The sequence below is a fragment of the Streptomyces sp. NPDC051563 genome (genome assembly GCF_044454225.1).
Classification (GTDB): Bacteria; Actinomycetota; Actinomycetes; order Streptomycetales; family Streptomycetaceae; genus Streptomyces.
The window spans coordinates 351,473-370,051 of sequence record NZ_JBITDL010000003.1 but is presented as its reverse complement, the minus strand read 5'-3'; the positions used below and the strand labels follow the sequence as shown (position 1 = coordinate 370,051).

Genomic DNA, 18,579 nt, shown 5'->3' with positions numbered 1-18,579 from the left:
CTCACTGCGTCTGGGACGACGCCGCGGCCGCGGTCTGCGCCGCCGCCGTCTCCGCCGCCAGCTCGGCCGTGATGTCCGCCGGCCGCCGCCAGCCGCGCTCTCCGCGGGCCAGCAGCCAGGCCGTCGCCTCCTGCGGAGGCATCGCGGCGGCAACCAGCCAGCCCTGGACGGCATCGCAGCCCAGGTCGCGGAGCCGCTCCCACGTCTCGTCGTCCTCGACGCCCTCCGCGACGACCAGCAGGCCCAGCGAGTGTGCGAGGTCCACCGTGCAGCGGACGATCTCCGCGTCCTGGGCGTCCACCGCGAGCCGGGCCACGAAGGACCGGTCGATCTTCAGTTCGCTGACCGGCAGCCGCCGCAGGTGGACGAGGGAGGAGTAGCCCGTGCCGAAGTCGTCGAGGGACATCTTCACGCCGTGGCCGGTCAGCCCGGCCATCGTGTCGGCGGCCCGCTGCGGGTCCTCCAGCAGGACGTGTTCCGTTATCTCCAGCTGCAGCCCGCTCGCGGGGACCCCGTGCCGGGCGAGGCGCGCGGCCACGGCGCCGGCGAAGCCGGGGGTGTGGACGTCGCGCGGCGACACGTTGACGGCGACCGGGACCTTGAGGCCCTGGGCCCGCCACCGGGCGACCTGCGCGAGCGCGGTCTCCAGTACGTACTCCGTCAGGTGCGGCATCAGCCCGGAGGTCTCCGCGATCGCGATGAACTCGTCCGGCGAGACCCGTCCGCGCTCCGGGTGCACCCAGCGCACCAGTGCTTCCAGCCCGGCGACCTTGCCGTCGAAGCGGACCTTCGGCTGGTAGTGCAGTTCCACCTCGCCCGCGTCCAGCGCACGGCGCAGGTCGCCCAGCAGGCCGAGCCGGTCGGGGGTGTTGCTGTCGCGCTTGGACTCGTAGACCTCGACGCCGGTCCGGTCCCGCTTCGCCTGGTACATGGCGACGTCGGCGCGGCGCAGCAGTCCCTCCGCGTCCAGTGCGTGGTCGGGGAAGACGGCGAGGCCGGCGCTGGCCTCCAGGACCAGGGTCAGGCCGTCCAGGTCGAGGGGGGAGCTGAGTTCGGCGACGAGGTTGCGGGCGACCCGCTGGGCGCTGGTGGTGGAGTCGGTGAAGGGCAGGAGGACGGCGAACTCGTCGCCGCCGAGGCGGGCCGCCTCGGCGTCCTGGGGCAGGGCCTGGCGCAGCCGGTCCGCTATCTGCAGGAGGAGCCGGTCGCCGGCGAGGTGGCCGAGGGTGTCGTTGACCGCGCGGAAGCGGTCCAGGTCGATCAGTACCAGCGCGGCTCTGGTGCCCGAGCGTTCGGCCTGGTCGAGCGCGCTCCAGGCGCGCTCCAGGAGCCACTGGCGGTTGGGCAGTCCGGTGAGCGGGTCCCGCAGCTGTTCCTCGGCGCGGGCGCGGGCGATCCACAGCGTGGAGTCCAGGGCGATCAGCGGTACGGCGAACAGCGGCAGCAGCACCGGCTGCGATTCGGCGACCACGCAGATCAGCGGGGCGATGCCGAGGAGGGCGACGGCGACCAGGGCCTGGCGCAGCAGCGCGGTCCGGGCGACCGTGGGCAGTCCCCCGCCGGTCGGGGCGAGGGCGAGCCACAGCAGGATGCGGGTGACGAGCAGGTAGGCGAGGGCGACGAGGATGACTTCGGGGACCGCGTCGAGCCCCCATCCGGTGGGCAGCCAGGGGTGCTCGACGGAGGGTGCCTCCCCGAACGCGGCGAGGACGAGGGCTCCCGCGCCGATGCCGAGGACGTCGGTGGCCCCGTGCAGCAGGCCCTGGCGCCAGCGGTGTCTGCGGGCGGCGCCGACGAGGGAGACCACGGCGAGGGAGACCAGGCCGGCGGGGACCCATCCGTAGAGGATGAGGACGCCGAGGGTGAGGGCCGCGCCCGATCCGGTGCCGCCCCACCAGCGGTCGCGGCCGAGGGCGACGAGGTGGCCGACGATGATGCCGGTGAGCAGGGCGAGCGCCCAGCCGACCGGGCCGCCGGGGAACAGGGCGTGACGGCTGGTCAGCGCGGTGATGATGCCGATGCCGAGCACGACGGCGGCGAGACCCACGATGACGAGGGGCAGCGCGGCGCTGCGGCCCGTCCGGCCCGCGCCCACGCCCGTGTCGAGCGGTCGCGATCGCGGTGTCCTGGATCCCAGGACACCGAGCCGGCCCGTCCGCATGGACGGGAACTCCCCGCCGAAATCTGGTGACGGGTCGGCGCTTTCGGTGGGTTTCATGCCCGTCCCTCTCACAGCCGGCGATGCCGATGCCACGCGATGGCCCCGATGTCATGCCATCACGGCTGGAAGCGCGTCAAGCAGCCGTGCACGACAGGCGCACCCCTCAACAGTAGGACGCGGGAGGCGCCCAGGGGCAGCGGTCGGCGGCGGTTGCCCGAATACGACCCAGCCATCCTCATCAGTACGGTATCCGCCGAACGGGTGAGTTTGGACCAGGACTCCCCGGCCGCCGGTCCGATGATCCGACAGGCCGGGGGCCCGCCACCAGCCTTGTACCGGCCTTGCATGGGCCGGGTACCGGCCGTGCGGCGCCGGGTGCCACCACCGGCCGCGCCGGGCGCGCGCCCGCTCGTACGGCCGCACGCCACGCATCCGTTCGCCTTCGCTACTCCGCCTCGGCGTTGCCGTCCACCGGGAGCGCCGCCTCGCGCGCCGCGTCGGGGCCCTCTTCGAGCAGGACGGCGAATCCGGCGTCGTCGAGGATGGAGAGCTTCAACTGCACCGCCTTGTCGTACTTCGAGCCGGGGTTGTCGCCGACCACGACGAAGGAGGTCTTCTTCGAGACGGACCCGGTCACCTTGGCGCCGCGGCTCTGCAGGGCCTCCTTCGCGCCGTCCCGCGTGTGGCTCTGCAAAGTCCCGGTGACGACGACGGTCAGCCCCTCCAGCGGGCGCGGCCCCTCGTCCTCGCCGGAACCTTCCTCCTCCATCCGGACCCCGGCGGCCCGCCACTTGCGCAGGATCTCCTGGTGCCAGTCGACGGCGAACCATTCCTTGAGGGACGCGGCGATGATCGCGCCGACTCCGTCGGTGGCGGCCAGTTCCTCTTCCGTCGCCTGCTCGATCCGCTCGATGGAGCGGAACTCCCGGGCCAGTGCTTCCGCCGCTACCGGTCCGACGTGCCGGATCGACAGGCCGTTGATGATGCGGGCGAGCGGGCGGTCCTTGGCGGCGGCGATGTTCTCCAGCATCGACAGGGCGTTCTTCTTCGGCTCGCCCTTCTGGTTGGCGAAGACCGTGACGATCTTCTCCTCGCCGGTCTTCGGGTCCCGCTTGGGCAGCCCGCTGTCCGGGTCGAGCACGTACGCCTTGATGGGCAGGAGCTGCTCGATGGTGAGGTCGAAGAGGTCGCCTTCGTCCCGCAGCGGCGGCTCGGCCGGCTCCAGCGGGTGGGTGAGCGCGGCCGCGGCCACCGCACCGAAGTTCTCGATGTCCAGGCACTGCCGGCCGCCGAGGTAGAAGAGCCGCTCGCGCAACTGGGCGGGACACGTCTGCCCGTTGGGGCAGCGCAGGTCGATGTCGCCTTCCTTCATCGGCCGCAGCGCCGTCCCGCACTCGGGGCATTCGGTCGGCATGACGAACTCCCGCTCGCTGCCGTCCCGCAGGTCGACGACGGGTCCGAGGATCTCGGGGATGACGTCGCCGGCCTTGCGCAGGACGACGGTGTCCCCGATGAGCACGCCCTTGGCCTTGACGACCTCCTGGTTGTGCAGGGTCGCGAACTCGACTTCGGAGCCCGCCACCGTCACCGGCTCCACCTGGGCGTACGGGGTCACGCGCCCGGTGCGGCCCACGCCGACCTTGATGTCGATCAGCTTGGAGTTGACCTCCTCGGGCGCGTACTTCCAGGCGATGGCCCAGCGCGGGGCGCGTGCGGTGGAGCCGAGCCGGCCCTGGAGGGCGATCTCGTCGAGCTTGACGACGACGCCGTCGATCTCGTGCTCCACCGAGTGGCGGTTCTCGCCGAAGTAGGCGATGAACTCCCGGACCTCGGCGAGCGTGGAGACCACCTTGTTGTGCTGGGCGGTGGGCAGGCCCCACTCGTGCAGCAGCTCGTACGCCTGGGACTGGTTCTCGATCTCGAAGCCCTCGCGGGCGCCGATGCCGTGCACGACCATGTGGAGCGGCCGGCCGGCGGTGACCTTGGGGTCCTTCTGGCGCAGCGAACCGGCCGCCGCGTTGCGCGGGTTGGCGAAGGGCTTGCCCTCGGCCTCGACGAGGCGGGCGTTGAGCTCCTCGAACTTCTCCATCGGGAAGTAGACCTCGCCGCGGATCTCGACCAGGGCGGGGATCCGCTCGCCCTTGAGCCGGTCGGGGATGTCGGCGATGGTGCGGACGTTGGGCGTGATGTCCTCGCCCGTGCGGCCGTCGCCGCGGGTGGCGGCGCGGGTCAGGCGGCCGTTCTCGTAGGTGAGGTTGACGGCGAGGCCGTCCACCTTGAGCTCGCACAGGTAGTGGTAGTCGGAGGTGTTGGCGTCCCGGGCCACGCGCTCGGCCCAGGCCGCCAGTTCCTCGTCGTCGAAGGCGTTGTCGAGGGAGAGCATGCGCTCGCGGTGCTCCACGGAGGCGAAGTCCGTCTCGTACGCCCCGGCCACCTTCTGGGTGGGCGAATCGGGCGTGCGCAGCTCCGGGTACTGCTCCTCCAGCGCCTCCAGCGAGCGCAGCAGCGTGTCGAACTCGGCGTCGCTGACGACCGGCTGGTCGTTCACGTAGTACCGGAAGCGGTGCTCCTCGACCTGTTCGGCGATCAGCGCGTGCTGCTCGCGCAGTTCCGCCGGTACGGCCGATTCGCTGCCCTGCTTCTGTTCGGCTGCCATGCCGTGTCCTCCCGTGACCCGTCTCGATCCATCACTCAGGGTTGTCGGCGAGCGACCTCGCCGCCCTGACGCAGTGCGCCTGAACCGCCCGCGCGTAGGCGGGCGAAGCGCCCGCCAGACCGCACGAAGGGGTGACCACGACGGACTCCGCCAGAGTCCCCGGGGTCAGCCCCAGCCTGCGCCAGAGCTTCCTGACACCCATGACGCTACCGCCCGGGTCCGACAACGGGCCGTCGGTCCCGGGCACCACTCCGGCGAAGAGTTTCGTGCCGGCCTCGACGGCTTCCCCGATGGCGTCATCCTCGCGCTCGGTGAGCAAGGAGAAATCGAACGACACGCCCGAGACACCGGCGCGCCGCAGCAGTGCGAAGGGCACCTCGGGGGCGCAGGAGTGGACGATCACCTCCCCGTCGTGGACGGAGAACAGCTCGCGCAGGGTTCCCTCGACGACCTGCCGGTCGACGGCGCGGTATGTGCGGTAGCCGCTGGCGGAGCGCACCCGGCCGAGCAGGACCGCGGTGAGCGAGGGTTCGTCGTACTGGAGGACGATCTCGGCGCCGGGGATCCGCTTGCGTACGTCGGCCAGGTGCTCGCGGACGCCTTCCGCGAGGGATCCGGCGAGGTCCCGGCAGGCGCCCGGGTCCTGGAGGACGGCCTCGCCGCCGTGCAGCTCCAGGGCGGAGGCCAGGGTCCACGGCCCGACGGCCTGGACCTTGAGGCGGCCCTCGTACCCCTGGGTGAACTCCTCCAGGGCGTCCAGGTCCTCGCCGAGCCAGGAGCGGGCCCGCTTGCTGTCGCGGCCGGGGCGGTCGCTGATCCGCCAGCCGCTGGGCTCGACGTGCGCGTACATGTCCACGAGCAGCCCGAGGGAGCGGCCGATCATGTCCGAGCCGGGTCCGCGGGCGGGCAGCTCGGCGAGGTACGGGAACTCCTCGAAGGAGCCGGTGACGGTCTTGGCGGCCTCGCGGGCGTCGCCGCCGGGGAACGAGCCGACTCCGGTGGCTCCGCCGGTGCGGCTCGCGCTCATCGGCCGGGCCTGACGGTGAGGTCGCTGACCACGGCATCGCGGGGCAGGTCGACGGCCATGACGATGGTCGTCGCGACGGACTCGGCGTCGATCCAGTCGGCGGCGTCGTAGGACTCCCCCTCCTGCGAGCGGACCTTCATCTGCATGGGGGTGGCGGTGCGGCCGGGGTAGACGGAGGTGACGCGGATGCCGTTCTCCTTCTCCTCCGCCCGCAGCGAGTCGGCGAGCGCCCTGAGCCCGTGCTTGGAGGCGGCGTACGCGCTCCAGTCGGCGTGGGCGGCGAGGCCGGCGCCGGAGTTCACGAAGACGATGGTGGCGTGGGAGGCGCGCAGGGTGGGCAGCAGGAGCCGGGTGACCTCGGCGGGGGCGATCAGGTTGACGTTGAGCTGCTGGTGCCAGGTCTTGGGGCGCAGCTCCCCCACGGGCCCGAGGTCCACGATGCCGGCGATGTGCAGGAGCGAGTCGATCCGCTCGGGGACGGCCTGCTTGGAGAAGGCCCACGACAGCCGGTCGGGGTCGGCGAGGTCCCCGACGAGCGCGCTCGATCCCGGGTAGCGGTCGGTGAGCTGCCGGGCGCGGGCGGCGTCACGGGCGAGAAGGACGAGATCGTCGCCGCGGCCGTGCAGACGGTCCGCGACGGCCTTGCCGATACCGGATCCGGCACCGGTGATGAGATGAGTAGCCATGCCGCCATGCTCGCACCCCGTCCCGCCCCTCCACCCCCACCGGTCCCGAACCCCGACGGAGGCGGCGGGATCCCGCCGGGCCGGTGGCCCGTCGGCTGCGTCAGCGGGCCGCGGCGTGGGCCCGGACGATCGCCTCCCGCGCCCGCGCGGCAAGGTCACCGGGGACCGGCGGGGACAGACCCGGGCCGGTCAGGGCCCCGGGAGCGGCGGCGCGGACCGCTGCGCGGACGTCCCGCCGGGCTCCGGCCCACCGGTCCAGCGCCGCGTCGCGCACCTCCGCCAGGGCCGCCGCCCGGTCCGCCTCCCGCACCTCCAGCGCCGGAGCCCGTCGTACGTGCTCGGCCCAGCGGTCCTCCCAAAACTCCACGGTCCACCCCGGCCAGCGCTCGCCCGCTTCCGCCGGCCCGGGCCGGCGGGTCGTGTGCCACCACCCCACGCGCCGCAGCAGCGGGTCCACATGGAGCCCGCCCTCAAAGGCCCCCGAGTACCCCGCATGCCCGGGCTCCGCGGCCAGCCGCTCCAGCAGGGCCGGGCCCTCGTCCACCGGGTGGTCGCCGAGCATCGCCAGGACGTGGCAGCGCCCGCCCACGGTGACGACCAGTACCGAGGGGTCGGGCTCGGCGAGCTCCGGGTCGTCCGGCTCCAGCACCGGGGAGGCGATCACACCGCCCCGGTGCGCGCAGGGCTCGGCGCCGGCGTACGCGCGCAGGCCGCGCTGACCGTCGTAGAGCCACCGCACCCGCCAGCCCGGCCAGGCGCGGCGCAGCAGCTCGAAGGCCGCCGCGCGGGTGCGGGTGGAGGCGAAGACGCCTTCCCAGGCGAACACCAGCAGGACCTTCGCGCGCGTGTCGACCAGCGCGCCCGCCTCGCACGCCTCGTCGTCGTACCAGGGGCCGGCCGCTTCCGCGTGGGCTTCGGCAAAGGGGACGAAGGCCCGCGGCCCGGCGAGGAGGTCGAGGTCCAGGCCGACCGCGCCGGAGGAGGACTCGTAGCGGCGGCGGTCGACGAGGAAGGTGGCGCGGCTCGACATCGTCAGGGGCCCGCGGCTTCGCGGAGGGTGGCCGCGGTCTTCGAGGCGTCGTAGTCCGCCGGGACGCCGTCGACGAGGATGATGTCGCCCGGCATGTGGTTCGTGCGCAGCGGGATCAGGGTCTGGTAGGGGGCGGAGGCGTACCAGCCTCGGGCCCGCTCCAGGTCCGGGAAGGCGATCAGGACGACCGTGCCGGGCCAGGCGCCCTCCAGGACCTCGACCTGCTTGCCGTGGACCAGGAAGCGGCCCTCGAAGGGGTCCATGGTGGCCTGGATCTCCTCGATGTAGCGGAGGACGTCCTCGTGCATGGTCTCGGGCCGTATGTGGCCGATGGCGTAGGCGGTCATGTCGGGCCTCTTCTTCCGTGCGGGATCGGCTTGTTGATCCGATCCTGCCCGCCGAGGGCCCGGAAGGCGATTACCTCCCGGGTCATCGGTGTACCGGTGGCCGGCCCGGGCGGGCGTCAAGAGTGGGCGAGCGCCGGGGTGTTGGGCTGGAAGGTGCGGCGGTAGGCGATCGGGGAGATGCCGAGGGCGGAACGCATGTGCTGGCGCAGGGAGTTCGCGGAGCCGAAGCCGGAGCGGTGGGCCACCAGGTCCACGGGGAGGTCGCTGGTCTCCAGCAAGTGGCGGGCGAGCTCCAGGCGTTGGCCGGTGAGCCATTGCACCGGGGTCATGCCGACCTCGTCGCGGAAGCGGCGGGTGAAGGTGCGCAGGCTCATGCGGGCGTGGGAGGCCAGTTCCGCAAGGGTGAGCGGCTCGGTGAGGCGTTCCAGGGCCCAGGCCCGGGTGGCGGTGGTGGTGGCGACGGTGGGCTCGGGGACGGGCCGCACGATGTACTGGGCCTGCCCGCCGTCGCGCCACGGCGGGACCACGCACAGCCGCGCGGCGAGGTTGGCGACGGCGCTGCCGTGGTCGGCGCGGACCAGGTAGAGCAGGAGGTCGATGCCGGCGGCGACCCCGGCCGAGGTGAGGATGTCGCCGTCGTCGACGAAGAGGACGTCCTCGTCGAGATCGACCCGCGGGAAGGCGCGCCGGAACTCGGGTGCGTGGACCCAGTGGGTGGTGGCGGGCCGCCCGTCGAGCATCCCCGCGGCGGCGAGCACCTCGGAGCCGGTGCAGATCGACACGATGCGGGTGCCCGGCCGGATGTGGGCGAGGGCGTCGGCGAGGGCCTGCGGCAGCGGCTCGCCGCGCAGGAGCCCGGGCAGCGAGTGGGTCGGCGGGATGATCACGGTGTCGGCCGCCGCGAGGGCCTCGGGGCCGGCGCCGGCGTCGATGGTGAATCCGGCGTCGGTCGCCACGGGCAGGCCGTCCGGGGTGCAGACGGTGACCTCGTAGAGGAAGCTCCCGCCCGGGCCGCGGGCGTTCCCGAAGACCCGCGAGGGCATGCCGAGCTCGAACGGGGCGACGCCCTCCAGGGCGAGTACGGCTACACGGTGCATGGCCCGATTCTGTCACATGGTGGCCATCCGGCCACCACCACGCGGGTCGGTACGGGGCCAAGCTGGAGCCGTCGGCCGGGGAAACCGGCAGGTGAAACAGCAGATCGAGCACAATCAGGGAGACATTCATGCGCGCCGTCGTCGTCAGCCAGTGGGGCGGACCCGAAGTACTGACCGAGACCGAGCTGGTCCGCCCGGAGCCGGGTTTGGGCGAGATCCTGGTACGGGTCCACGCGGCCGGGGTGAACCCGGTCGACTGGAAGACCCGCGCCAGCGGCGCCCTCATTCCCTGGGGGCCCGTCCCGATGGTCGGCTGGGACGTGTCGGGCACGGTCGAGGCCGTCGGACCGGGTGTGACCCTGTACCGGGCCGGCGACGAGGTGTACGGGATGCCCCGCTTCCCGGAGCAGGCCGGCGGGTACGCCGAGTACGTGACCGCGCCCGCCCGGCACTTCGCCCGCAAGCCCGCCTCCCTGGATCACGTCCAGGCGGCGGCCCTGCCGCTGGCGGCCCTGACCGCCTGGCAGGCGCTGGTGGACGCCGCCGGGGTGTCGGCCGGACAGCGGGTGCTGGTGCACGCGGCGGCCGGCGGGGTCGGCCATCTGGCCGTGCAGATCGCCAAGGCCCGCGGCGCGTACGTGATCGGCACGGCCAGCGCGGCCAAGCACGGGCTGCTGCGCGAGCTCGGCGCCGACGAGGTGATCGACTACCGGACCACGGACTTCGAGGAGGTCGTCTCCGGCGTGGACATCGTGGTCGACGCGGTCGGCGGGGAGTACACCGCACGCTCGCTGAAGGTGCTCAAGCCGGGCGGCCACCTGATCACCCTGCCGGGCCCGGACGGCATCCCGGCCGACACGGCGGGCGTGCACGCCGCCTGGCTCCTGGTGGAGCCGGACCTCGGCGGCCTGCGGGAGATCGCCGCCCTGGCCGACCGGGGCCTGCTGCGGCCGCTGGTCGACACGGTGCTCCCGCTGGCCGAGGCCGCGAAGGCGCACGAGATCGGCGAGCAGGGCCGGACCACCGGCAAGATCGTCCTGACGGTGGTCTGACCCGGCGAACTGACGGTGGTCCGACCCGGCGGCCTGATGGTGGTCCGACCCGGCGACCCGGCGGCCTGGCGGCCTGGCAGCAGGCCTGCCGGGCGGCCCGGCTAGACGGGCGCCGGGGCCGTGGCCCGGGTGGTGGTGGCGATGGTGGCGGAGCCGACCACGCGGGTGCCGTCGTAGAGGACGATCGCCTGGCCGGGGGCCACACCGCGGACCGGCTCGGTGAAGCGGACGCGCAGTTCGCCCTCCACCAGCTCGGCGAAGACCTCGGTCTCCCCGCCGTGGGCGCGCAGCTGCGCGGTGTACGTGCCCGGGGCGGCGGCCGTGGAGCCGCACCAGCGCGGGCGGATCGCGGTGAGGGCGGTGACGTCGAGCGCCTCCACCGGTCCCACCGTGACGGTGTTGTTCACCGGGGAGATGTCGAGGACGTAGCGCGGCTTGCCGTCGGGGGCCGGGTGGCCGATCCGCAGGCCCTTGCGCTGGCCGATGGTGAAACCGAAGGCACCCTCGTGGGTGCCGACCTTCTCGCCGGTGGCCTCGTCGACGATGTCGCCCTCGGCCTTGCCGAGGCGGTTGGCCAGGAAGCCCTGGGTGTCGCCGTCGGCGATGAAGCAGATGTCGTGGCTGTCGGGCTTCTTCGCGACGGCCAGGCCCCGCTCCTCGGCCTCGGCGCGGATCTCTTCCTTGGTGGTGAGGGTGTCTCCGAGCGGGAACAGTGCGTGGGCGAGCTGCTTCTCGTCGAGCACGCCGAGGACGTAGGACTGGTCCTTGGCCATGTCGGAGGCGCGGTGCAGCTCGCGCGTGCCGTCCTCGTTCAGGACGACGGTGGCGTAGTGGCCGGTGCAGACGGCGTCGAAGCCGAGGGCGAGGGCCTTGTCGAGCAGCGCCGCGAACTTGATCTTCTCGTTGCAGCGCAGGCAGGGGTTCGGGGTGCGCCCGGCCTCGTACTCGGCGATGAAGTCCTCGACGACGTCCTCGCGGAAGCGTTCGGCGAGGTCCCAGACGTAGAACGGGATGCCGATGACGTCGGCGGCGCGGCGGGCGTCGCGGGAGTCCTCGATCGTGCAGCAGCCGCGGGCTCCGGTCCGGAAGGACTGCGGGTTCGCGGAGAGGGCGAGGTGGACGCCGGTCACGTCGTGCCCGGCTTCGACCGCGCGGGCGGCGGCGACGGCGGAGTCCACTCCGCCGGACATGGCGGCCAGGACGCGGAGGGGGCGGGGGCTGCTCGGCAGGTTCTCAGTCATAGCACCGTCCAGGGTACGGGGGAACCGCGCGGGCTCACAGCGCGTTCTCGGTGACAGGGGGTGGATCACCGATGGGAACCAAGAGCGGCAAGGGCGGTACGGGGGCCAAGGCGGGGACGGGGGCCACGGCGGGCGCGGGCGGCAAGCGGCCCGGGCGGACCCGCAGGGCGGTGCTGTTCGGCGGGCTCGGGGTGGTGGCGGCCGCGGCGGTCGCCGGGCGCGATGAGCTGGGGCGGGCCTGGTGGCTGGTGCCGGGGGTGTCCAAGCCGCGGAAGGAAGGCGAGCTGGACCACGCGGGGGCCTCCTGGACGGCGGCCTCTCCGGCGAACTGGCGGCTGGCGGACCGGCCCGCCGACTACCGGATCGACCGGATCGTGGTCCATGTCACCCAGGGCGGCTTCAAGTCCTCGGTGGACGCCTTCAAGAATCCGTTCCACCGGGCGTCGGCGCACTACATAGTCGGGCAGGACGGCCACATCGAGCAGATGGTGCGCGAGCTCGACGTCGCCTTCCACTCGGGCAACCGCTCCATGAACGAGCGCAGCATCGGGATCGAGCACGTCGGGTTCATCGACCGGCCGCAGGACTTCACGGACGCGATGTACGGGGCTTCGGCCCGGCTCGCCGCCGACGTCTGCAAGCGGTACGGGATCCCCGCCGACCGCAAGCACTTCCTCGGCCACTCCGAGGTGCCCGGAGCCGACCACACGGACCCGGGCCGGCACTGGGACTGGGACCGCTACCTCCGCATGGTCAACGAGGCCGGGGCGGCGGGCGCCAAGACGGCCTGACGGCCTAGCTGAGCCCCGCCGTACGGGCGCGGGCCACCGCCGGGCCGATGGCGGCGGCGACCGCGTCCACGTCGGCCTGCGTGGAGGTGTGGCCGAGGGAGAAGCGCAGGGTGCCGCGGGCCAGGCGCGGATCGGTGCCGGTGGCGAGCAGTACGTGGCTGGGCTGCGCCACGCCGGCCGTGCAGGCGGAGCCGGTGGAGCACTCGATGCCCTGGGCGTCGAGCAGGAGCAGCAGCGAGTCCCCCTCGCAGCCGGGGAAGCTGAAGTGGGCGTTGGCCGGGAGCCGGCCGTCCGGGTCGCCGCCCAGGACGGCGTCGGGCACCTCGTGGAGCACGGCGGCGACGAGCCGGTCGCGCAGGGCGCCGATCTCGGCGGCGAACCGTTCGCGCCGCTCGGCGGCGAGGACGGCCGCCACGGCGAAGGCGGCGATGGCCGGGACGTCGAGGGTGCCGGAGCGGACGTGCCGCTCCTGGCCGCCGCCGTGCAGGACGGGTACCGGGGTCTGGTCGCGGCCGAGCAGCAGCGCGCCGATCCCGTACGGTCCGCCGACCTTGTGGCCGCTGACGGTCATGGCGGCGAGGCCGCTGTCGCCGAAGCGGACGTCGAGCTGGCCGAAGGCCTGGACGGCGTCGGAGTGCAGCGGGATGCCGGACTCGCGGGCCACGGCGGCCAGTTCGGTGATCGGCATGACGGTGCCGATCTCGTTGTTGGCCCACATGACGGTGGCGAGGGCGATGTCCTCGGGGTTCCGCTCGATCGCCTCGCGGAGGGCCTCGGGGTGCACGCGGCCGTAGCGGTCCACGGGCAGGTACTCGACCTGCGCCCCTTCGTGCTCGGCGAGCCAGTGCACGGCGTCGAGGACGGCGTGGTGCTCCACGGGGCTGGCGAGGACGCGGGTCCGGGCGGGATCGGCGTCGCGGCGGGCCCAGTAGAGCCCCTTGACGGCGAGGTTGTCGGCCTCCGTGCCGCCGGCGGTGAAGACCACCTCGCTCGGACGGGCCCCGAGCGCGTCGGCGAGGGCCTCGCGGGCCTCCTCGACGGTGCGGCGGGCGCGGCGGCCGGCGGCGTGCAGGGAGGACGCGTTGCCCGTGACGCCGAACTGCGCGGTCATCGCCGCGGCGGCCTCCGGCAGCATCGGGGTGGTGGCGGCGTGGTCGAGGTAGGCCATGATCCCCCGATTCTACGAGTCCCCCGCGCTCCCGTTCCCCGCCGGTGCCCCACAGCCCCCCCTGACGGGGCCCCGCCCTCGCGCCACGCGGCAGCTTCGAACGCGGCGGCCCGCGCCCGCACGGGCCGCGCGAGCGGGGCGTTAAGAGGGTGTGGTCGGCCGCGGGGCTCGGGCCAGCTGGCGGGACTGGGCTACCAGGCGGTCCGCCGAGTCCCAGACCTCGGCGTCCTCCTCCAGGAAGCCGCCGGCCAGGTTCCGCGTGGTGATCGACACCCGGAGCGGGCCGGGGGCCGGGCGGTGGCGGACGTGCGTGGTGAGTTCCACGGTCGGGGTCCAGCCGAGCAGGCCGAGGTCGAAGGAGGTCGGCGGGAGCGCGTCCACGGCCAGGAGGAGGGAGAAGGGGTCGGCGTCGCGGCCGTCCGCGAGCTCGAACCAGGCCCGCATCTCGCCCTTGCCCGAGGGCTGTCCGACGGCCCAGCCGGCCGTCGCCGGGTCCAGGCGCAGCCGGAGCCGGTCCACGATCGCCGAGCTGCCGGGGATCGGGGCCGGGCCGGCCTCCGCGCCGAGGCAGTCCTCGTAGGCGGGGATGGCGGGCGGGAGGGCCGCGGTGTGGACGGAGTCCGGCAGCTCGGCGAGGTCCCCGTAGGAGGCCAGGACGCGGATCCGCTCGATCTCGGCGCCGCTCTCGTCGAACTGGAAGAGGGAGGCCTGACCAGTGGACAGGGTGCGGCCGATCCGTACGACCTCGGTGCGGATCACGGCGGGGCCGGGAACCGACGAGGTCAGGTAGTGCGCGGACACCGTGAAGGGGTCCGGGTGCGGCAGGGCCGACGACAGGGCGCGGCCTACGAGGGCCAGCAGGTAGCCGCCGTTGACGGCGGTGATGATCGTCCACCCGGCGGAGAGGTCCGCGTCGTACACACCGGGCTCGCCCGCACGGGCGGTGACGGTGGTGTCGCGGTCGAACTCGCTGTCGCCGATGGGGGCCTTGGCAGCTGCGTGTGACATGGAACGACCGTACACCGGGACAATACTAAGCGGTAGCTTTGTTTACGGCTCCTCCGCCACCGACGAGCGTCGGTTCCAGGCGAGCGGCGCCCGCCAGTGGTAGCGGATGGCCAGCAGCCGCAGCACGAAGGTGGTGACGATCGCCAGACCCGTCGTGAGGGCGTTCAGGTTGTCGAAGCTGATGAAGAGCGCCACCATCGAGGCGCCGATGACGGCCGGCACGGCGTACATCTCGCGGTCGCGCAGCAGCGAGGGCACCTCGTTGACGAGGACGTCGCGCAGGACGCCGCCGCCGACGGCGGTCGCCAGGCCCAGCGCGGCGGACGCGGTGAGGCCGAGACCGTACTCGTACGCCTTGGTCGTGCCCGTCACGCAGAACAGCCCGAGGCCGGCCGCATCGAAGACGTTGATGGCGCGGTTGATGCGCTGGACCTCGGGGTGCAGGAAGAAGACGATCGCGGCGGCGATCAGGGGCGTGACGAAGAACCCGAGATCGCTGAAGGCGGCCGCCGGAGTGGCGCCGATGACGATGTCGCGGAACAGGCCGCCGCCGAGGGCGGTGACGAGCGCGAGGACGACGATGCCGAAGACGTCGAAGTTCTTGCGTACGGCGAGCAGGGCGCCGGCCGTGGCGAAGACGAAGATGCCCATGAGGTCCAGGGTGTGCTGGACTCCGGGCGGGAAGAGATCGTGGATCACGGCTTCATTCTGCCGGTCGCCCGCGGCGTGCTCGGCAGGCCCTGCCGGGTCGGGACACGGCGCCCCGTGGAGCTGCGGACCGTGACCGGCTGCGGCACCGCCGTCAGGGGCTCCGCCCCCGAACCCCCGCGCCTCAAACGCCGGCGGGGCTGATTTTTGCCCGGCGGCGCCGTCAAGAGCAGGCGGATCTGGATTCGCCCGGCGGCGCCGTGAAGCAGTCCGGCGGCGCCGGAAAGCAGTCCGGCGCCGCCCTGGCGGCCGGCGGGGCCGAGAGTGCCCCGCCGGCGCGTGGTCAGCCCGTCGGCTCCGCCACGGCGTCCGCCGCGCCCGGCAGGGCCGGGTCGCCCGGGGCCTGGTCGGGGGCGTTCTCCGGGTGGTGGCAGGCCACCTGGTGGCCGGTCTTCAGGGCGACGAGGGGGGGCTCCTGCGTGGTGCAGACCTGGGTCGCCTTCCAGCACCGGGTGTGGAACCGGCAGCCGGAGGGCGGGGAGATCGGCGAAGGGACGTCGCCCTTGAGCAGGATGCGGCCGCTCTTGGCTCCGCGCCGGCGCGGGTCCGGCACCGGGACGGCCGACATCAGGGCCGTGGTGTACGGGTGCATGGGCGCCGTGTACAGGGACTTGTTGTCCGCGAGCTCGACGATCTTGCCCAGGTACATGACCGCGATCCGGTCCGAGACGTGCCGGATGACCGACAGGTCGTGGGCGATGATCACGTAGGTGAGGCCGAGCTCTTCCTGGAGGTCGTCCAGCAGGTTGACCACCTGGGCCTGGATGGAGACGTCCAGGGCCGAGACCGGCTCGTCGGCCACGACGAGCTTCGGCTTCAGGGCCAGGGCGCGGGCGATGCCGATGCGCTGGCGCTGGCCGCCGGAGAACTCGTGCGGGTAGCGGTTGTAGTGCTCCGGGTTGAGGCCCACCAGGGACAGGAGGCGCTGGACCTCCGCCTTGAGGCCGCCTTCCGGCTGGACCCCCTGGAGCTTGAACGGGGCGCTGACGATGGTGCCCACCGTGTGCCGCGGGTTCAGCGAGCCGTAGGGGTCCTGGAAGATCATCTGCACGTCGCGGCGCATCGGGCGCATGCCCGACACGCTCAGGTGCGTGATGTCCTTGCCCTCGAACTCGACCTTGCCCCCGGTCGGTTCGAGCAGCCGGGTGATCAGCCGGCCCATGGTCGACTTGCCGCAGCCGGACTCGCCGACGATGCCGAGGGTCTCACCGGGGTAGACCTCGAAGTCGATGCCGTCGACGGCCTTCACGGCCCCGACCTGGCGGCGCAGCAGCCCCTTGGAGATGGGGAAGTGCTTGACCAGTCCGGTCACCCGCAGCAGCGGCTCCGGGGAGGCCACCGCCTGGGCCGGGACGGTGACCACGGCTGCCTTGTCGTTCGCGCCTTCGTTGGGCACAGTCATGTCGGTCACAGCTTCGGCGCAATCTCTTCGGTCCAGATCCGGTCCCGCTGCTCCGGGGAGAGGTGACAGGCGGCCCAGTGCCGGCCCGCGCCCTCCGCCGAGGTGTCGACCAGGGACAGCTCGGGCCGTACGGTCCGCGTGACCTCGCCCTTGGGCAGGTCGGCGTACGGGCACCGGGGGTTGAAGGCGCAGCCGCTCGGGATGTTGATCAGGCTGGGCGGCGAGCCCTTGACCGGGATGAGGCGTTCGGTCTGTTCCCGGTCGATGCGCGGCATCGAGCCGAGCAGGCCCCAGGTGTACGGGTGGCGGGGCTCGTAGAAGACCTTCTCCGCGCTGCCCCGCTCCACGCACCGGCCGCCGTACATCACGAGGAGGTCGTCGGCCATCTCGGCGACCACGCCGAGGTCGTGCGTGATCATGATGACCGCGGAGCCGAACTCCTTCTGCAGGTCCCGGATCAGGTCGAGGATCTGCGCCTGGACGGTGACGTCCAGGGCGGTGGTGGGCTCGTCCGCGATGAGCAGTTCGGGGTTGTTGACCAGCGCCATCGCGATCATCGCGCGCTGGCGCATGCCGCCGGAGAACTCGTGCGGGTAGCTGTCGACCCGCTTGTGCGGCTCGGGGATGCCCACCCGGTCGAGGAGCTCGACGGCCCGCTTGCGGGCCGTCTTCTTGTCGGCCTTGTTGTGGACCCGGTAGGCCTCGGCGATCTGCTTGCCGACGGTGAAGTAGGGGTGCATCGCCGACAGCGGGTCCTGGAAGATCATCGCGATCTCCCGGCCGCGCAGCTTGCGGACCTCTTCCTCGGGGCTGGACAGCAGTTCCTTGCCGTCGAGCCAGATCTCTCCGGAGATCCGGGCCCGCTGGCGGCCGTACTGGCCGACCCGGTGCAGGCCCATGATGCCCAGCGAGGTCACCGATTTGCCGGAGCCGGACTCGCCGACGATGCCGAGGGTCTTGCCCTTCTCCAGCGTGAAGGAGAGTCCGTCCACGGACTTGACCAGGCCGTCTTCCGTGGGGAAGTGCACCTTGAGGTCGCGTACGTCGAGGAACGCGGTGCCGGGGGCGCCGGCGGCGACGGGCTCGTTCAGTGCGCCCGTCACGGCGGGCGTCGTCGAATCGGTCATGACAGCCTCACTCGGGGGTCGATCACCGCGTACAGGAGGTCGACGACGAGGTTGGCCGCGACGACGAAGAAGGCGGAGATCAAGGTGATGCCGAGAATGACCGGCAGGTCGTGCTCGCTGATGGCCCGGACGGCGCTGTAGCCGAGGCCGTGCAGCGAGAAGGTGTACTCGGTGAGGACCGCGCCGCCCATCAGTGCGCCCAGGTCGAGGCCGAGGACGGTGAGGATCGGGGTCATGGTCGAGCGCATCGCGTGCTTGCCGATGACGACGGGTTCCGTCAGCCCCTTGGCGCGCGCGGTGCGGATGTAGTCCTCGTTGAGCACTTCGAGCATGGTCGCGCGGGTGAGCCGCGCGTACATCGCCGCGTAGAGGAAGGCGAGCGAGATCCACGGCAGGACCATGCCGTTGAACCAGGTGCCCGGATCCTCGGCGAAGGTCTTCTCCGGCCGGCCGAACCAGCCGAGCTGGTCGGAGAAGAGGGCGATGGCGAGCATGCCGGTGAAGTAGATCGGGAGGGAGACGCCGGCGAGGGCGACGCCCATGGCCGAACGGTCCAGGACCGTACCGCGCTTGAGGGCGGAGATGATGCCGGTGGCGACACCGCCGACCACCCACAGCACGACGGCGCCGGCGGCGAGCGAGAGGGTGACGGGCAGCCAGTCGGTCAGCAGCGGCCACACCTCCTGCTCGGTCTTGAAGGAGTAGCCGAAGCAGGGCGCGGCGCATTGCGTGACGTCGTTGCCGTTGGCGTACGTACGACCCGCCACCAGCCCGACGACGAACTTGCCGAACTGGACGAGGATCGGGTCGTCGAGACCCATCTTCTGCCGGATGCCTTCGATGGCGGCGGGGTCGGACTGCTTGCCGACGAAGTACAGGGCCGGGTCCGTCCCGATCATCTTCGGGAAGAGGAAGAAGATTCCGAAGGTCACCAGGGAGATGACCAACAGCATGACGATGACGGCGAAGATCCGCCGGATGAGATATGCAAGCACTGCGCTCGGCCTGGCCGCGGCCCGGGGACGCCCTCTTCTGGAGAGCGCCCCCGAGCCGCCGCCGCGGCCATCACCTGCCCTTC

Annotated in this window: 16 protein-coding genes; 2 read left to right on the top strand and 14 right to left on the bottom strand. The window is 72.6% G+C overall.

Features of this window, described 5'->3' with window-relative positions; genetic code table 11:
- Position 1: 1 nt before the first annotated feature.
- From ACIA8F_RS05890 to ACIA8F_RS05860, 7 genes are all read right to left on the bottom strand, one after another.
- Positions 2–2,218 carry a putative bifunctional diguanylate cyclase/phosphodiesterase gene (locus tag ACIA8F_RS05890; protein ID WP_399376966.1) on the bottom strand — a complete coding sequence of 739 codons (2,217 nt, stop codon included), beginning with the start codon at positions 2,216–2,218 and terminating at the stop codon, positions 2–4.
- 388 nt (positions 2,219–2,606) lie between these two features.
- Complete coding sequence (ligA, locus tag ACIA8F_RS05885) at positions 2,607–4,817, bottom strand: NAD-dependent DNA ligase LigA (protein WP_399376964.1); 2,211 nt, start codon at positions 4,815–4,817, stop codon at positions 2,607–2,609.
- 31 nt (positions 4,818–4,848) lie between these two features.
- Positions 4,849–5,844 (bottom strand): methionine synthase, encoded by a 996-nt coding sequence (locus tag ACIA8F_RS05880; protein WP_399376963.1) that lies wholly within the window; start codon positions 5,842–5,844, stop codon positions 4,849–4,851.
- Positions 5,841–6,530: an SDR family oxidoreductase gene (locus tag ACIA8F_RS05875; RefSeq protein ID WP_399376962.1), complete on the bottom strand. Its 690-nt coding sequence runs from the start codon at positions 6,528–6,530 to the stop codon at positions 5,841–5,843. Before ACIA8F_RS05875 ends, ACIA8F_RS05880 begins: the two co-directional genes overlap by 4 nt.
- 100 nt (positions 6,531–6,630) lie before the next feature.
- The gene (locus tag ACIA8F_RS05870; protein WP_399376960.1) at positions 6,631–7,560 is read right to left on the bottom strand and encodes a hypothetical protein; all 930 of its coding nucleotides are present in this window, start codon (positions 7,558–7,560) and stop codon (positions 6,631–6,633) included.
- Between the two features lie 2 nt (positions 7,561–7,562).
- Entirely contained in the window at positions 7,563–7,907 is a 345-nt protein-coding gene (locus ACIA8F_RS05865) for a DUF1330 domain-containing protein (protein ID WP_399376959.1), read from the bottom strand.
- A gap of 116 nt (positions 7,908–8,023) precedes the next feature.
- Complete coding sequence (locus tag ACIA8F_RS05860) at positions 8,024–9,004, bottom strand: GlxA family transcriptional regulator (RefSeq protein WP_399376958.1); 981 nt, start codon at positions 9,002–9,004, stop codon at positions 8,024–8,026.
- Between the two features lie 128 nt (positions 9,005–9,132).
- Here ACIA8F_RS05860 and ACIA8F_RS05855 point away from each other — a divergent pair, with 128 nt between their 5' ends.
- Positions 9,133–10,056 (top strand): NADP-dependent oxidoreductase, encoded by a 924-nt coding sequence (locus ACIA8F_RS05855; protein WP_399376957.1) that lies wholly within the window; start codon positions 9,133–9,135, stop codon positions 10,054–10,056.
- A 101-nt stretch (positions 10,057–10,157) separates the two neighbouring features.
- Here ACIA8F_RS05855 and mnmA read toward each other — a convergent pair whose 3' ends face one another.
- Positions 10,158–11,297, bottom strand: coding sequence for a tRNA 2-thiouridine(34) synthase MnmA (gene mnmA / locus ACIA8F_RS05850; protein WP_399376956.1), 1,140 nt, complete (start codon positions 11,295–11,297; stop codon positions 10,158–10,160).
- Positions 11,298–11,368: 71 nt separating this feature from the next.
- Here mnmA and ACIA8F_RS05845 point away from each other — a divergent pair, with 71 nt between their 5' ends.
- On the top strand, positions 11,369–12,088 hold the full coding sequence (locus ACIA8F_RS05845; protein WP_399376954.1) for an N-acetylmuramoyl-L-alanine amidase: 720 nt from the start codon (positions 11,369–11,371) through the stop codon (positions 12,086–12,088).
- A 4-nt stretch (positions 12,089–12,092) separates the two neighbouring features.
- On the opposite strand, the gene ACIA8F_RS05840 is transcribed toward ACIA8F_RS05845, so the two are convergent.
- The 6 genes from ACIA8F_RS05840 to ACIA8F_RS05815 form a co-directional block, all read right to left on the bottom strand.
- On the bottom strand, positions 12,093–13,256 hold the full coding sequence (locus ACIA8F_RS05840) for a cysteine desulfurase family protein (protein WP_399376953.1): 1,164 nt from the start codon (positions 13,254–13,256) through the stop codon (positions 12,093–12,095).
- A gap of 141 nt (positions 13,257–13,397) precedes the next feature.
- Entirely contained in the window at positions 13,398–14,264 is an 867-nt protein-coding gene (locus ACIA8F_RS05835) for a thioesterase family protein (protein WP_399376952.1), read from the bottom strand.
- Between the two features lie 42 nt (positions 14,265–14,306).
- Positions 14,307–14,915: a trimeric intracellular cation channel family protein gene (locus ACIA8F_RS05830; protein WP_399377002.1), complete on the bottom strand. Its 609-nt coding sequence runs from the start codon at positions 14,913–14,915 to the stop codon at positions 14,307–14,309.
- Positions 14,916–15,255: 340 nt separating this feature from the next.
- The gene (locus ACIA8F_RS05825; RefSeq protein WP_399376951.1) at positions 15,256–16,374 is read right to left on the bottom strand and encodes an ABC transporter ATP-binding protein; all 1,119 of its coding nucleotides are present in this window, start codon (positions 16,372–16,374) and stop codon (positions 15,256–15,258) included.
- Positions 16,375–16,379: 5 nt separating this feature from the next.
- Positions 16,380–17,501: an ABC transporter ATP-binding protein gene (locus tag ACIA8F_RS05820; RefSeq protein ID WP_399376950.1), complete on the bottom strand. Its 1,122-nt coding sequence runs from the start codon at positions 17,499–17,501 to the stop codon at positions 16,380–16,382.
- On the bottom strand, positions 17,498–18,496 hold the full coding sequence (locus ACIA8F_RS05815; RefSeq protein WP_399376949.1) for an ABC transporter permease: 999 nt from the start codon (positions 18,494–18,496) through the stop codon (positions 17,498–17,500). Before ACIA8F_RS05815 ends, ACIA8F_RS05820 begins: the two co-directional genes overlap by 4 nt.
- Between the last annotated feature and the right edge of the window lie 83 nt (positions 18,497–18,579).

Bases quoted from the DNA above. Each gene is read 5' to 3' on its own strand.
- ACIA8F_RS05890 (WP_399376966.1), bottom strand. From the start codon at position 2,218: ATGAAACCCACCGAAAGCGCCGACCCGTCACCAGATTTCGGCGGGGAG.
- ligA (WP_399376964.1), bottom strand. From the start codon at position 4,817: ATGGCAGCCGAACAGAAGCAGGGCAGCGAATCGGCCGTACCGGCGGAA.
- ACIA8F_RS05880 (WP_399376963.1), bottom strand. From the start codon at position 5,844: ATGAGCGCGAGCCGCACCGGCGGAGCCACCGGAGTCGGCTCGTTCCCC.
- ACIA8F_RS05875 (WP_399376962.1), bottom strand. From the start codon at position 6,530: ATGGCTACTCATCTCATCACCGGTGCCGGATCCGGTATCGGCAAGGCC.
- ACIA8F_RS05870 (WP_399376960.1), bottom strand. From the start codon at position 7,560: ATGTCGAGCCGCGCCACCTTCCTCGTCGACCGCCGCCGCTACGAGTCC.
- ACIA8F_RS05865 (WP_399376959.1), bottom strand. From the start codon at position 7,907: ATGACCGCCTACGCCATCGGCCACATACGGCCCGAGACCATGCACGAG.
- ACIA8F_RS05860 (WP_399376958.1), bottom strand. From the start codon at position 9,004: ATGCACCGTGTAGCCGTACTCGCCCTGGAGGGCGTCGCCCCGTTCGAG.
- ACIA8F_RS05855 (WP_399376957.1), top strand. From the start codon at position 9,133: ATGCGCGCCGTCGTCGTCAGCCAGTGGGGCGGACCCGAAGTACTGACC.
- mnmA (WP_399376956.1), bottom strand. From the start codon at position 11,297: ATGACTGAGAACCTGCCGAGCAGCCCCCGCCCCCTCCGCGTCCTGGCC.
- ACIA8F_RS05845 (WP_399376954.1), top strand. From the start codon at position 11,369: ATGGGAACCAAGAGCGGCAAGGGCGGTACGGGGGCCAAGGCGGGGACG.
- ACIA8F_RS05840 (WP_399376953.1), bottom strand. From the start codon at position 13,256: ATGGCCTACCTCGACCACGCCGCCACCACCCCGATGCTGCCGGAGGCC.
- ACIA8F_RS05835 (WP_399376952.1), bottom strand. From the start codon at position 14,264: ATGTCACACGCAGCTGCCAAGGCCCCCATCGGCGACAGCGAGTTCGAC.
- ACIA8F_RS05830 (WP_399377002.1), bottom strand. From the start codon at position 14,915: ATGGGCATCTTCGTCTTCGCCACGGCCGGCGCCCTGCTCGCCGTACGC.
- ACIA8F_RS05825 (WP_399376951.1), bottom strand. From the start codon at position 16,374: ATGACTGTGCCCAACGAAGGCGCGAACGACAAGGCAGCCGTGGTCACC.
- ACIA8F_RS05820 (WP_399376950.1), bottom strand. From the start codon at position 17,501: ATGACCGATTCGACGACGCCCGCCGTGACGGGCGCACTGAACGAGCCC.